The 13,365-nt window shown below is 72.9% G+C and carries 14 protein-coding genes; 2 read left to right on the top strand and 12 right to left on the bottom strand.

Annotated elements, in window-relative coordinates:
* Positions 1 to 3 precede the first annotated feature (3 nt).
* Entirely contained in the window at positions 4 to 381 is a 378-nt protein-coding gene (locus ACGFIE_RS24130; protein ID WP_393298194.1) for a hypothetical protein, read from the bottom strand.
* 298 nt (positions 382 to 679) lie between these two features.
* The gene (locus ACGFIE_RS24125; RefSeq protein ID WP_393298191.1) at positions 680 to 1,105 is read right to left on the bottom strand and encodes a DUF6069 family protein; all 426 of its coding nucleotides are present in this window, start codon (positions 1,103 to 1,105) and stop codon (positions 680 to 682) included.
* A gap of 149 nt (positions 1,106 to 1,254) precedes the next feature.
* On the opposite strand from ACGFIE_RS24125, the gene ACGFIE_RS24120 reads away from it, so the two are divergent.
* Together ACGFIE_RS24120 and ACGFIE_RS24115 are read left to right on the top strand one after the other, a co-directional pair.
* Entirely contained in the window at positions 1,255 to 1,749 is a 495-nt protein-coding gene (locus tag ACGFIE_RS24120; protein ID WP_393298188.1) for a MarR family winged helix-turn-helix transcriptional regulator, read from the top strand.
* A gap of 81 nt (positions 1,750 to 1,830) precedes the next feature.
* A complete protein-coding gene (locus ACGFIE_RS24115) occupies positions 1,831 to 3,342 on the top strand; it encodes a PLP-dependent aminotransferase family protein (RefSeq protein WP_393298185.1) in 1,512 nt (503 codons plus the stop codon).
* Here the strand turns inward: ACGFIE_RS24115 and ACGFIE_RS24110 are convergent.
* From ACGFIE_RS24110 to ACGFIE_RS24065, 10 genes are read right to left on the bottom strand one after another with little or no spacing between them, the layout of a single operon-like run.
* On the bottom strand, positions 3,287 to 4,747 hold the full coding sequence (locus tag ACGFIE_RS24110) for a UbiD family decarboxylase (RefSeq protein ID WP_393298182.1): 1,461 nt from the start codon (positions 4,745 to 4,747) through the stop codon (positions 3,287 to 3,289). The genes ACGFIE_RS24115 and ACGFIE_RS24110 overlap by 56 nt on opposite strands.
* On the bottom strand, positions 4,747 to 5,112 hold the full coding sequence (locus tag ACGFIE_RS24105; RefSeq protein WP_393298179.1) for a chorismate mutase: 366 nt from the start codon (positions 5,110 to 5,112) through the stop codon (positions 4,747 to 4,749). Before ACGFIE_RS24105 ends, ACGFIE_RS24110 begins: the two co-directional genes overlap by 1 nt.
* The gene (locus ACGFIE_RS24100) at positions 5,109 to 5,456 is read right to left on the bottom strand and encodes a cupin domain-containing protein (protein WP_007459010.1); all 348 of its coding nucleotides are present in this window, start codon (positions 5,454 to 5,456) and stop codon (positions 5,109 to 5,111) included. Before ACGFIE_RS24100 ends, ACGFIE_RS24105 begins: the two co-directional genes overlap by 4 nt.
* Positions 5,446 to 6,150, bottom strand: a complete 705-nt coding sequence (locus ACGFIE_RS24095; RefSeq protein WP_393298176.1) for a flavodoxin family protein — start codon at positions 6,148 to 6,150, stop codon at positions 5,446 to 5,448. Before ACGFIE_RS24095 ends, ACGFIE_RS24100 begins: the two co-directional genes overlap by 11 nt.
* A gap of 58 nt (positions 6,151 to 6,208) precedes the next feature.
* Positions 6,209 to 7,513 (bottom strand): TrpB-like pyridoxal phosphate-dependent enzyme, encoded by a 1,305-nt coding sequence (locus ACGFIE_RS24090; protein WP_393298173.1) that lies wholly within the window; start codon positions 7,511 to 7,513, stop codon positions 6,209 to 6,211.
* 26 nt (positions 7,514 to 7,539) lie between these two features.
* Positions 7,540 to 8,760 carry an MFS transporter gene (locus tag ACGFIE_RS24085; RefSeq protein ID WP_363687309.1) on the bottom strand — a complete coding sequence of 407 codons (1,221 nt, stop codon included), beginning with the start codon at positions 8,758 to 8,760 and terminating at the stop codon, positions 7,540 to 7,542.
* Positions 8,751 to 9,986 carry an ATP-grasp domain-containing protein gene (locus ACGFIE_RS24080; protein WP_393298170.1) on the bottom strand — a complete coding sequence of 412 codons (1,236 nt, stop codon included), beginning with the start codon at positions 9,984 to 9,986 and terminating at the stop codon, positions 8,751 to 8,753. Before ACGFIE_RS24080 ends, ACGFIE_RS24085 begins: the two co-directional genes overlap by 10 nt.
* Positions 9,983 to 10,762 carry a B3/4 domain-containing protein gene (locus tag ACGFIE_RS24075; protein ID WP_393298167.1) on the bottom strand — a complete coding sequence of 260 codons (780 nt, stop codon included), beginning with the start codon at positions 10,760 to 10,762 and terminating at the stop codon, positions 9,983 to 9,985. Before ACGFIE_RS24075 ends, ACGFIE_RS24080 begins: the two co-directional genes overlap by 4 nt.
* Complete coding sequence (locus ACGFIE_RS24070; RefSeq protein ID WP_393298164.1) at positions 10,759 to 12,048, bottom strand: MFS transporter; 1,290 nt, start codon at positions 12,046 to 12,048, stop codon at positions 10,759 to 10,761. The genes ACGFIE_RS24075 and ACGFIE_RS24070 overlap by 4 nt, the downstream gene beginning before the upstream one ends.
* Positions 12,048 to 13,337 carry an amidohydrolase family protein gene (locus ACGFIE_RS24065; protein ID WP_393298161.1) on the bottom strand — a complete coding sequence of 430 codons (1,290 nt, stop codon included), beginning with the start codon at positions 13,335 to 13,337 and terminating at the stop codon, positions 12,048 to 12,050. The genes ACGFIE_RS24070 and ACGFIE_RS24065 overlap by 1 nt, the downstream gene beginning before the upstream one ends.
* Positions 13,338 to 13,365 lie beyond the last annotated feature (28 nt).

Here is a 13,365-nt window from a genome sequence, read left to right as displayed (position 1 = left end):
GGGTCAGCGGCCGAACGCCAGGTAGAGCCCCAGACCGAAGTTCACGACCAGGACTATGGCACCGACGACGGCGACCCAGCGCTGCCACCTCGTCCACCGGACCGTACTGCGGGAATCGAAGATGCCCGCCTCCTCTATGCGGACCGCCGCGATCCTGTCCCGCTCCACGGCGTCCCGACGCCCCGAGGCCACGTTGGCGCTCAGGAGGGCGGCGTTGGCGCGAAGCTCCTCGGTGAGAGCCTGCAACGCCTGCGTCATCGAGTCGATCGAACCGTTGATGTGGCGTAGGTGCTCGTCGTGGCCCTGCAGACGCTGCTCGATCCGCCCCGCCCCCACACCGCGTTCGTACGCGGCGGACGCGCTCTCGCTGCTCTCGGTCATGGTCGTCCCGTCCCAAGCGGTAGTGGGACGCCCGGAATCCGAGTCGGCCGGTACGGAGTCGTGCTGCCTCTGCGATGCACGGTCGGTACCTCCTACTGGACAGGACAACGCCGACCTGATCGCCTGCCCCCACTGTCGACGGCGCCACGGCTCCCACTCGGCGGACTCCCGGGTTTGTCTCCGCCGTCGCCTCCGTGCACCTAGTCGTACCATTCGCCGGGCGAGAAATCACCTGCTGAAATCCGACAAAGCCGCAGGTCAGAGCCCATGAACCCTGACCTGCGGCAGCCGCTCGTCGTCAGCCGCGCCGCGCACCCGCCCGGCGGAAGCCCAGGATCACGACCGTACCGACCGCCAGGTGCATCAGCACGAGGGCGACAGTGGTGCCGGCCGCCGCGTCGACCAGGGATGCCGGCACGAGCGACAGCGCGAGCACGGCGACGGCGATTCCGGTCCAGATGGTCGTGGCGCGTGCCGAGACCCGCTCGAGCACCGCGAGCAGGCCCCAACCGAGCAGGGCGGCGAGCGCGGACGTCACGATCACGGCGAGCACCGTGACGTCCTGGGGGCCGGCGCCCTGGTCGACGGTGAGCGGCGCGCCGGCGACGGTGGCGATCAGCCACACGACCACGGCGGCGAGCACGGCGACCACGAGGGCGATGGACCGGTTGCGCACCCGCGACGCACCGACGTCGGCGCGGGGGGTGGAGGCTTCCGTGGACATGAGAGGACTCCTTTGTGGAGGGGGGCGTCGAGATCGAACCGTATCAGAAGGTTCTGATCTTTACTATCTCGTTCTTAACTTCCTGACAGGCGGAGAGATACTCCGCTGCGAGATAGTTCGAGTCACGGACTAGTTGCTAGGCTGCCGTCATGACGACCGGCACCTCCGGCCCCGATGACGCGACGCCCGACCTGATGTTCCTGATGTCCTGGGCCACCCACGCGCTGGCGCAGGAGCACGCCGCCGCCCTCTCCGACCTGGGCATCTCGACGCGGGCCTACTGCGTGCTCGATCGCGGCCGCACCGGCGAGTTCACCCAGAGCCAGCTCGGCGACATGTGCGGCATCGACAAGACGACGATGGTCGTCACCCTCGACGAGCTCGAACGTGCCGGCCTGGTCGAACGCCGCACCTCGACGACCGACAGACGTGCCCGCATCGTCACCGTCACGCCCGACGGCGAGCGGCTGGTCGCCGAGGCCCGGCGGATCGTCGCGCGGCTGCAGGGCGACATCCTCGACGCGGTCCCGTCGCGCGACCGGAGGATCTTCCTGGACGTGCTCGGCCGACTCGTCGACGGCCGGCTGTCGACGTTCGTGCAGACCGACCGTCCGGCCCGTCGGCGGTCCTCCCGGGCAGCCTGACCCCCGCTGCGCCGACCGTCCGGCTCGGCCCGCCGGCGCGACTAGACTCGCAGGTGGCGTCGAGCGGGGGAGCATGTCCAGGTGAGTTCGGACCAGCTCCTCGTCACACTGGACCGGGACAGTTCGGTGCCGTTGCAGCAGCAGCTCTGCGACCAGATCAGCGGGTCCGTGCGGGCCGGCCGGCTGCGCCCAGGCGACACGGTGCCGCCCAGCCGCGAGCTGGCGCACCAGCTCGGGGTCTCCCGGACGGTGGTCACCCGGGCGTACGAGCTGCTGCGGGCCAACGGGGTGCTCACCTCGCGACGCGGCTCCGGCACGCGGGTCAGCGCCGCCCTCACCGACGCGCCGCCGCCGGCCCAGCGCGCCGCCCGCGCGCACCTGCGGCCCGAACCCCCGCTGCCCACCGACGCCGGCAGTCCGCTGTGGAAGCCGTGGGAACCGGCCCCGATGAACCGGCCGGACGGGACGTACGACTTCCGGCACGGCACCCCGGCGCTGGCCAGCTTCCCGGTGGCCCGGTGGCGGCAGTCGCTCGCCGACGCCGTGAGCCGGGCCGACGCGGTGGCCCTGGGCTACGGGCCGGCCGAGGGGGCGCCGGCGTTGCGTGCCCAGATCACCGCGCTGCTGCGGCGCAGTCGCGCGCTGGACGCCACCCGGGAGAACACGGTGGTGACCAGCGGTGCCACCCAGGCCATGGACATCCTGGTCCGGCTGCTCGTCGGCCCCGACGACGTGGTGGTCATCGAGGACCCGAGCCACACCGTGCTGCGGCAGATCTTCGGCTACTCGCGGGCCGCGGTGGTGCCGGTCGGCGTCGACGAGGAGGGTTTGCGGGTCGACGAGATCGAGTGCCGGGTCCGCGCGCACGGCCTCGACCCGGCCCGGGTACGCCTGGTCTACGTCACCCCGTCGCACCAGTTCCCGACCGGGTTCATCATGTCCGAGCGGCGGCGGCGAGCGCTGCTGCGCTGGGCCCGCGAACACGGCGCCACGGTGCTGGAGGACGACTACCACAACGAGTTCACCTTCGCGCAGGAGCGGTTGCCGTCGCTGGCCGCCGACCCGCAGGACGCGGACGTGGTCTACGTCGGCAGCTTCAGCAAGACGCTCTTCCCCTCGCTGCGCATCGGGTACGCGGTGTTGCCGCCGCACCTCGTCCGGTCGTTCTTGGGCGTCAAGTGGATCACCGACCGGCTGACCCCGACGCTGACCCAGGAGGCGCTGGCCGAGTTCATCTCCTCCGGCGCGTACGCCCGGCACATCGGCCGGATGGACCGCCTCTACCGGCAGCGGCGTGCCCGGCTGCTGGAGGCGCTGTACGAGCACTTCGGCGCGGGGGTGCGGATCTCCGGCACGGCGGCCGGGCTGCACGTGCTGGTGACCCTGGGCGGCGCGCCCGACGTCGGCGAGGCCGAGATCGTGCGCGCCGCCGCCGCGCGGGGCGTACGGGTCTATCCGGCCTCGGGCTACTTCGTCACCCGCCCGCCGACCGAGCCGACGTTCCTGATCGGGTACGCGGCGCTGCCCACCGCCCGGATCACCGAGGGAGTGGCGCTGCTGGCCGCGGCGGTGCGGGACGTGACGGCTCGGTGAAGCGAGGCCTGTGGAACCGGGCATGCTGGGCGTACGGGACGGTGCAGTCGAAGACCGCCTTCGCCGTGCGCCCGTCGGCCGACAGCGACGGGGAGTAGCCGGTGTGCTGGCTCGGGTCGAGTGGGAAGCCCTCCCGGTCCGGCAGCACCAGCAGGTCCTGGTCGGCCTGGAAGCGGGTGACCATCGCCCACCACAGGTCCTGGTCGGACTCGATGTCGACGTCCTCGCCCACGCACAGCACCAGCTTGGCCATCCGGAACCGCTCCAGCACCGCCTCGGCGGCGGCGCGTACCGCGAGGTCGTCCTCCGGGCCGCGCTTGGCCGGCCACTGGAGCACCACCATGAGCTGGCCGCCGCCCGCGGTGTGGCAGTGCGCGGCCAGGGCCGGCGTCCCCCGACGACGCAGCAGGTCCAGCACCGCGGCCTCCATCCCGAAGCCGAGCAGCACCGACTGTTCGTGCCCGGGCCCGGAGACGGCCTGCAGGATCGGGCTCTCCCGGGCGGTGATCGCGGTGATGCGGATCAGCGGTAACGAGGGGTGCGCCCGACCCTGGTAGCCGAGGAACTCCGGCGTGGCCACCGAGCCGTGCGCGCTCTCCGGCACCCGGTCGGCCCGCAACTCGCCCTCGATGACGTACTCGGCGTGCGCGATGAACTCGGCGTCCACTGTGGCGCAGGGCAGCAGTTCCACCGGCTGACCGGCGAGCGCGCCGGCCACCGCCAGCTCGTCGACCTCGGGCGGGACCAGCGAGGTGGGGCAGCAGGAGGACAGCAGCACCGCCGGGCTCAGCCCGAGGTGGATCGCGATCGGCAGCGGGCGCCCCCGGCGCAGAGCGGCCTGGTGCGCGAGCTCCAGGTCCCGTCCGGGCACCATCCAGATGGTCAGCGTGTCAGGCCCCTGCACGCACATCCGGTGCACGGACAGGTTGCGGACCCCGGTGTCCGGGTCGGTGGCGAGCACCGCGCCGAGGGTCAGGTAGGGCCCGGCGTCCTCGTCGGTGAGCACCGGCACCGGCAGCGCCGTCAGGTCCACCGGCAGCGTCTCGCGCGGCCAGCGGGACGCGTCGGGGGCGGGCACCGGCGGGCGGGGGGCGGCCACCGCGTCGAGCAGCCGGTGCGGCAGCTCGGCCGGCGTGCAGCCGAGCAGGCCGGCGGCGCGTCGGCGGGTGCCGTAGAGGCCCATCAGCACCGCCCGGGTCGGGCCGTGGACGGGGCGTACCCGGTCGAACAGCACCGCCGGGCCGGCGCCGGTGGGCGGGGCGGCCGGCGCGCCCGCCCAGCGGGCGTAGTGCGCGGAGACGCCGTAGCGGGCGGGCAGCTCCGTGGCGACGCGGACCAGCTCGCCCGGTAGCGGGTCGAGGCTGGCCAGGGCGTGCCGCAGGTCCACGGGCGGGCGGTGGCTCATCACTTCTCCGCCACTGGCCCGGCGGCGCGGCGGGCCCGCAGCATGTCGAGCTGCATCCGGGTCAGCTCGTCGATGAGCGCACGGTAGGTGCCGACCGCGACCTCGGGCGGAATGCCCTGCCGGGACGCCAGGTCGTGCACCCGGCCGAGCACCTGCCGTGCCCGCTCGGGTGACCGGACGGTCGCCTCGTCCGTCTTGTGGGCGGTCAACTCCTGCACCACCCGGGTCCGCTCGGCCAGCAGGGCGACGATGCGCTTGTCGAGCGCGTCGATGGCGACCCGCAGCTCGGCGATCCGGGCCGGGCCGTCGACGCCGCCGGCCGGCGGAGAGCCGGCCTGCGGCGCGATCAGGTGCTCGTCGCTCACGGCTGCGGGACCTCGTCGACGACGAAGACGACAGTGGGCTCGGCGTCGCTGCCCTGGGACCGGTGCTCCTCGTCGTCGGGGATGACGAAGCCCATGCCGGGTCGGCACGGCACCGACCGGTCCCGGAAGTGGATGGTGAACTCGCCCTGCAGGACGTAGCCGGTGTGCCCGCGCAGGCACCAGTGGTGCTCGTCGAAGCCCGGCGGCAACTCCAGCAGGCGCAGGCGCTGACCCCCGACGTACGAGATCTTGACGCGCCCCTCGGCGCCCGGCTTGTCCCACCTCTCCCACTCGGTGGCCGGGAAGTCGATGCCGACCGGCGCGGCGACCTGCTCAGTGGACATTCTCGATATCTCCTCTGGTGTGGGCGGTTTCGGCGCGGCGGGGCCGCGGAACGCGTTCGTTGCGGTCGCGGCGCGGGAGGACCGGCCCACCGTCGACCCGCTGGTGCTGCTTGAGCAGCTGCACCATGTCGAGCATCCGGTGCACCATCCGCTCCAGCGCGTCGACGCCCTCGACGTCGGTCAGGCCGGGAGCGCCCGTGGTGTTGCGCAACAGGACGGGGAACCCGCTGCCCACCAGGATCATCCGGTTGAGCAGCAGGTTGTTGACGATCTGGTTGTGCACCGAGGAGTCGCTGTACCGACGCCCGGTCACGATGATGCCGCCGACCTTGTCGGCCAGCGGCCGGGTGAAACGCAGGTAGCCGACGCCCGCCCGCTCGATGAATACCTGCATGAGGTGGGCGAGGCCGAAGCCGTGCACCGGGGCCGCGTAGATCAGCCCGTCGGCGCCGGCCATCTGCTCCACCAGGGCGGGGACGTCGTCGTCCACCTGGCAGGGCAGCGTACGGCTGTTGCAGTCGCCGCACGGGCTGCACGGCGAGATGCGGTGCTCCCGTAGGGCGATGGTGCGCAGGATCGCGCCGCGCTCGGCGATCAGCTTGCCCGCGTACGCGACGGCGTGGTCGGTGTTGCCACCGGCCCGCTCCGATCCGTTGATGGCGAGGATGGTCGCTGCTTCGCTGTGCAATGGCACCCCCGGTGCTCGTCTCCGCAGGGGGTGGACGCCGGAGCGGCACCCACCCCCGGCGAGGTCAGTCAGTCAGTTTTCCGGCGAAGTAGTCGATGTAGGCCTGCATGTCGAAGTGGCCGTGCCCGGAGAGGGAGAAGACGATCGCCTTCGACTCGCCCGTCTCCCGGCAGCGCAGCGCCTCGTCCACCGCCACCCGGACGGCGTGGGTGGACTCGGGCGCCGGCACGATCCCCTCGCTGCGGGCGAACAGCACGCCCGCCTCGAAGCAGGCGGTCTGCGGCACGGCCCGCGCCTCGATGAGGTCGATGTCCCGCAGCGCGCTGACGATCGGGGCCATGCCGTGGTAGCGCAGCCCACCGGCGTGGATCGCCGGCGGGTGGAAGTCGTGGCCCAGGGTGTGCATCTTGGCCAGCGGGGTGAGCCCGGCGGTGTCGCCGAAGTCGTAGTCGTAGCTGCCCTGGGTCAGCGACGGGCAGGAGGCCGGCTCTGCCGCGATGAACCGCACCGTCGGGCCACCGCCCAACTGGCGTCGCACGAACGGCAGGGCCAGTCCGGCGAAGTTCGAGCCGCCGCCGGCCGCGCCGACGACGATGTCCGGGTAGTCGTCGGCCATCGCGAGCTGGAGCAGCGCCTCCTGCCCGATGATCGTCTGGTGCATCAGCACCAGGTTGAGCACCGAGCCGAGGGCGTACTTGGCGGCGCCACCGCTGGACATCGCCGCCTCCACCGCCTCGGAGATGGCCAGGCCGAGGCTGCCGGTGGAGTCCGGGTCGGCGGCGAGGGCCGCCCGGCCCGCCTCGGTACGGTCGCTCGGGCTCGCGGTGACCGACGCGCCGAACGTCTCCATCAGCCCCCGGCGGTACGGCTTCTGGTCGTAGCTGATCCGCACCATGAAGACCTCGCAGTCGAGGCCGAAGTAAGCGCAGGCCATCGAGAGCGAGCTGCCCCACTGGCCGGCGCCGGTCTCGGTGGTGAGCCGCTGCACGCCGTCGAGCTTGCTGTAGTACGCCTGCGGCACGGCGGTGTTCGGCTTGTGGCTGCCGGCGGGGCTGACCCCCTCGTACTTGAAGTAGATCCGGGCCGGCGTGTCGAGGGCCTGCTCCAGGCGACGGGCGCGCACGAGCGGACTGGGCCGCCACTGCCGGTAGATGTCGAGCACCGGGCCGGGGATGTCCACGTCCCGCTCGGTGGTGAACTCCTGCTCGATCATGCCGGTGGCGAAGAGGGGTTCGAGGTCCGCCGCGGTGATGGGTTCCCGGGTGCCGGGGTGCAGCATCGGGGGCAGCCCCTTGGGCAGGTCGGGAACCACGTTGTACCAGGTCGTCGGGATGTCACTCTCGGGCAGCACGAACTTCGTCGCGGTCATGGCCTCTTCCGATGCGGGGTGGGGTGTCAGGGACTTGCGGTGGCCGGTTCGGCGAGTGCCGGCGCGGGCCGGACGGCCGGTCGGATCCGCAGCACTGCGAACGCGACCATGCCGACCACCGGGGTCAGCAGGAGCAGCAGGAGGACGGGGTGGTGTCCCTGGGTCTGCCAGACGAAGCCGAGACCCATCGGCACGACGAGCCGGGCCGAGCTGAGCACGAAGGCGTTCAGGGCCATGAAGCCGCTGACCCGGTGCTCCGCCACGTGGTCGGCGATGTAGGTGGGCACCACCACCGACGCGATGATCTCGCCGAGGGTCCAGACCACTGTGGAGAGCAGCACGGCGGGCAGCGAGAACGCGAACACCAGGACGGCCATCCCGGTCGACCAGAGCAGACCCGCCACGATCAGCAGGACCCGGGTCGAGTACGCCTTGATCCGCTTCTCGATCAGCAGGCTGGCGCTGACCACGACGACGCTGTTGATGGTGTAGACCGCGCCGACCAGCGCCACCGACGAGTGCAGCACCGTGGTGACCGCGAGGGGCAGCGTGTACTCCAGGCCGATCAGCGGCGCGACGTAGCAGAACGAGACGAGCACCAGCACCGCCACGTCGATGTCGCGCAGCAGTCCGGCACGGCCGGTGCTCGCGGTCGTCGACGCCGTCGGGGCACGCCTGGTGTCCGCCGGTACGAAGAGCCAGATGGTGGCCGCCGCGAGCAGTCCGAGCAGGATGTTCCCGGCGAACATCAACTGGTAGGAGAACGCCGCCGCGAACCCGCCGAGCAGCGGGCCCACCCCCATGCCGAGGTTGTTGGCGAGGTAGCTGACCGTGTACGCGAAGGGCCGCTCACCGGGCTCGGTCAGGTCGGCGATGAGCGTGTTCGCGGCCGGGGAGAACATCCCCATCCCGACCAGCGCGACGAAGAGCAGCGCCGCGTACGTCCAGGTGGGGCCGTCGAGCAGGGCGAGGCCCAGGTAACCGACCGCGTTGAGCAGCAGGCTCGTCACCAGCGCGGCGCGTCGCCCGGCGCGGGCGCAGATCGGGCCGCTGAGCAGACTGCCGGCGAGCAGGCCGGTGCTGCCCACGGAGATCAGCACGCCCGCCTCGCCGGTGCTGAGGTGCCGGCTCTGCACGAGGTAGACCGCGAGCAGCGGGAACACGAACATGCCGGCCCGGTTGATGAACGAGGCGTAGACGAGCATCCGCAGCGGACGCGGCAGTGCCCGGAACCGGGTCAGCCACATGACGGCTCCCCCACCGGCTCGGTGTGCACCTCGAAGGAGTCCCGGATGACCTTGAACCGGGCGCGGACGTCGTCGAAGTCCCGGCCCTCGCAGACGTACCAGCCGAGCACGTCGTTGGAGGCGGTCGGCACGGCGAGCACGTCGCCCACGGCCTTCCACACGTCCGCGTCGCGCACCGAGTCGAGCGCCCGCAGCTCGTCGGCAGTGGTGATCGCGGTGATCCGGCCGTACCTGTCCGAGCACAGGTATTCGGTGCCGATCTCCGGGCCGAGGGTGGTCGTCGGCACGTGCTGCGGGTCCAGTTCCAGGCGGCACCACTCCCCCGCCAGGTTGATGCCCCGGCCGGCCTGGATGGCGGGGACGATCGAGCCGCCGCCGGCCCGTGCGGCCGCCTCGCCGAAGACCACCTCGCCGTCGTCGCGGAGGAAGAACTCCACGTGCGCCACGCCGGTACGCATCCCGAAGCCGCGCAGGACCGTGGCGCTGGCGGCCAGGATGCGCCGCTCCGCAGGGGTCAGGTCGTGCTTGCGGGAGACCGTGCCGCCGGGCTCGTCGCGGAACTCCAGGACGGAGTACGTGTAGCGGGAAAGCTGCTCGAAGACGACCTCGCCGTCGCGCAGCAGCGAGTCCACGTGGTACTCGGCCCCCCGGACGTACTCCTCCACCCGGTAGTCGTGCCGGTCGTCGGCGATCAGCGGCCACACCCGGGCCAGGTCCTCGGCGGAGTCCACCCGGTGGGTGTCGCCGCAGGCCCAACCGGCGTACGGCTTGATCACCACCGGCCAGCCCACCTCGGCGGCGAACTCGGCGACCGCGCCGACCGTCTCGGGGCGACAGGAGCGGGCCACCGGCACGCCCAGCTCGGTGGCCCGGCGGTGCATCACGTTCTTGTCCCGGAAGGTCAGGGCCTCCTCCGGGTCGAGCCCTTCGATGCCGTGGTCGCGGCGGCAGTGCGCCGCGGTCAGCACGTCACCCTCGAAGAGCGGGAAGATGCGCCGCACCGGGTGCGTGGCGACGATCGTCGCGACGACCGAACGGACGGCAGCGGTGTCGTCGAGGTCGGCGTGGTAGCAGGGCAGGTCGGCGGCCTCGGCGGCCGGCTGCCCGGTCGGCAGCAGCGCCACGGTGGCCACGCCCCGCTCGGCGGCGGCGGCCACCACGCTGCGGAACTGGGCCGCGTACCGGCCGGCCGCAGGTCGGTAGATGACCAGGATCGCGCGGTTCACGACCGGCTCCCACTGTCGCTGCCGACCGGGCCCGCGGTGCGCAGGACGGCGCTTGTCGTCGCGCCGTCGAGCACCGCCTCCTGCCGTGTGCCGTCGGACAGGTCGTCGAGGGCGGCGGCGAGCCGGGCCAGCGCGTCGACCACCTCCGCGCGGCCGCCGGGGTGGGCCGACTCGACGGTGAGCAGCAGCCGGTGCCGGCCCGCGTCGGTGCGGACCAGGTGCCCCTGCCGCCAGTTCCAGCGCCGGGAGTGGGCTCGCCCGTCCGCGTCGGCGTAGACGACCTCGCCCGGTTCGGGCCGCTCCGGCGCGTCGGGCGCGCCGAGGGGCAGGAACGTCTCGGTGCCGTCGGCCGGGCGGACGACCAGGTCGGTGATGCCGTCGACCGCGCACGAGGCCACCGGCAGCGCCGCGTCGAGCGAGACGGCGTTGCAGAGGTCGACCAGGGCGTTGATCCGGGGCAGCCGGTCACCCTTGGCGACCCGTCGGGCGATCGACTCGGCGGCGCAGGGGAACCGGTTCGGGTTCACCCCGACCGTCCGGTACGCCTCCCGCCACGCGGCGATGCCCGGCAACTCGGCCACCCCCGCCCTGTCCAGGCCGGCCGCGTGCAGCGTGTCCTCCGCGGCGGTCAGCAGCGCCGACACGGTGGGTGGCGCCGGAGCGACCTCGACCGCCGACACGGCGAGCACGCCGAGCACGTAGTCCGGCACTGCGGTCAGCACCCGGTCGTCGATGCGGACGGTGAGGGTGTCCGCACCGTCGCTGAGCTGGGTCATCGTGATCCTCGTGAGGTTCGGGTCCGATTGTCGGTCCGACCGTACGCAGCGCGACGACCACCGGGTGTGGCCAATCCGGGGTGATCCGGTGAGGCCAATCCGGCGGTCGCCGGCGGGTCGTCGCGACTGTCGGCACGGGCCCGCGCGCCGAGCAGCGTGGTGCCCACCGCCAGCACGCAGAGCGCGGCGCCGACCGGCCCGAGCAGGTCGAGGGCGTCCGCGCCGCCGTGGCGCAGCAGCCGGTTGCCCAGGAAGCCGCCGAGGGCGATGCCCACGAACGTGGCCGAGGAGTTGAGGGACAGCAGCAGCGGCCCGGAGGTCGGCGCGACACTGAAGAGCCGGTGCTGCTGGGCCGGCTGCGTGGCCATCGCGGTGACGCCCCACGCGGCCATGGCCAGCGCGGCCGGCAGCAGCGCCTGCCGGGTCAGCGGCAGTGTGACAAGCACCAGGGCGAGCCCGGTGATCGAGACCACGAGCACCGGCAGGCCACCCCAGCGGTCGGTGGCCCGCCCGCCGAGCACCGTCCCGGCGACCGCCGGCACACCGAAGACGAGCAGCAGCACCGCGAGCAGGGTTCCGTCGCCGTCGGTGGCCGGCGCGAGCAGCGCCCCGACGTACGTCAGGGCGAGGTAGCCGCCGGTCATGAACAGCGCGGTGGTGAGTACCGCCAACCCGACGCGGCTCTCGCGCGCCGGGGCGAGCCGGGCGGCAAGCGACGGGCCGGGCGGCAGCGCCAGCCTCGGCAGGCCGAGAAGCACCGCCAGCGCGCAGGCGGCGCCGAGGGCGGCGAGCAGCCAGAAGGTGGCCCGCCACTGGAGGTCGGCGGCGAGCCAGGTGCCGAACGGCACCCCGACCACGGTGGCCGCGGAGAGGCCGCCGAGCACCACCGCCATGGCACGGCCACGCCGCTCGGGTGGCGCCGAGGCGGCCGCCGACGCGGTGGCGGCCGGCACGTAGAGCGCCGCGCTGACCGCCGTGAGGACGCGGGCCAGCAGCAGCAGCGGCAGGTCCGGCGCGAGCGCGGAGGCGACGTTGCCCACTGTGAACCCGACAAGCGAGACCACCAGCACGGTACGTCGCGGCACCCGGCCGGTCAGCGCGCCGAGCACCGGGGCGGCGACGGCGTACGCGAGGGCGAAGACGGTGCTCACCCAGCCGGCCGAGGCGACGCTCACCCGCAGCGTACGGGCCACCTCGGGCAGCACCCCCGCGACGACGAAGGTGTCGGTGCCGATGGCGAACGCCCCGACGGCGAGCAGCGGAACGACAGGCACGGACCGCCGCATCACGCCACCCCCGCCGGCTGCCCGGCGCGGTAGCGGACGGCGTCCCCGGCGACGACCTGGCCGCCCAGCAGCACCAGCTCGATCGCCTCCGGCCGGCCCAGCACCGTGATGTCCTCGGCCGGGTCGCCGTCGGTGACCACCAGGTCGGCCAGCCGGCCCGGCTGCACCGTGCCCGCCTCGTCGCCGCGCCCGGCCAGCCGCGCGCCGTTGGCCGTGGCCCAGGTCAGCACCACAGGCGCCGGGATACCGGCCATCGTCACGTACGTCTCCAGCTCCTCGGCGTACCGGCCGTGCGGGGTCCACGCGAACCCGAAGTCGTCACCGGCCACGATCGGGATGCCCATGTCCACCATCAGCGGCAGGATGCGCAGGGTGTTCTCCACCTCGGCCTGGAACTCGAGCGTCTCCAGGTACTCCGGGGTCTTGCCGTGCTGCGTGCCGGTGGTGAGCAGCCGGTACGGCTGGTGCAGGCTCGGCACCACGAAGATGCCCCGCTCGGCGATCGCCTCCAGGGCCGCGTCGTCGGCGTACGTGGCGTGGTCGATCACGTCGACCCCGGCGGCGATGGCGTTGCGGATGCCACCCAGCCCGCGCGAGTGGGCGCGGATCCGGACTCCCCGCTCGTGTGCCGCCCGCGCCGCGATCACCAGCTCCTCGGCCGTGAACAGCAGCTCGTGCGAGCGCCCGTTGGGGAACGTGTCGTCGCCCGTGGAGAAGACCTTGATGATCTCCGCGCCCTGTTTGACCTCGGTGTCGACGTACTCGATCAGCTCTTCCGGGGTGTCGGCCAGCCGCATGAGATCGCTCGGGATGCGTTGCTTGACCGCCGGGTTGCGGCGCTCCGGCGGACCGGACACCATCAGGTCCCGGCTGCACGGGGTGATGCGCGGACCGGGCAGCTGCCCGGCGTCGATCGCCCGGCGCAGCGCCATGTCGATGCCGGACACCGAGCCGGCGCCGACGAACGCGGTGTAGCCCAGCCGCAGCATCGCCGCCGCGTTGGCGGCGGCGCCGAGGGTGACCTCCGGGATCGTGTACTTGAAGAGCATCTCCCGGCCGTCGAGCACGTTCAGGTACGCGATGTGGGTGTGGCCGAGCGTCATTCCTGGCATGACCGTCCGGCCGTCGAGGTCCAGGACGTCGATGTCCGGGTCGTGCACGGGCGCCTGCGCCTCGGGCAGGACGGCCACGATGCGCTCGCCGTCGAGCAGCACGCTGTGGTGCGGTCGGGAGGCCACGCCCAGTCCTTCCTGGACCGTGGCGCGGTGCAGCAGCATTCGTCGGGGCACGAGGTGTCTCTCCGGTTCTCTCGGTGTC

It is taken from the genome of Micromonospora sp. NPDC049275 (genome assembly GCF_043197115.1).
Taxonomy (GTDB): Bacteria; Actinomycetota; Actinomycetes; order Mycobacteriales; family Micromonosporaceae; genus Micromonospora.
This window is presented reverse-complemented; position numbering and strand designations above follow the sequence as displayed.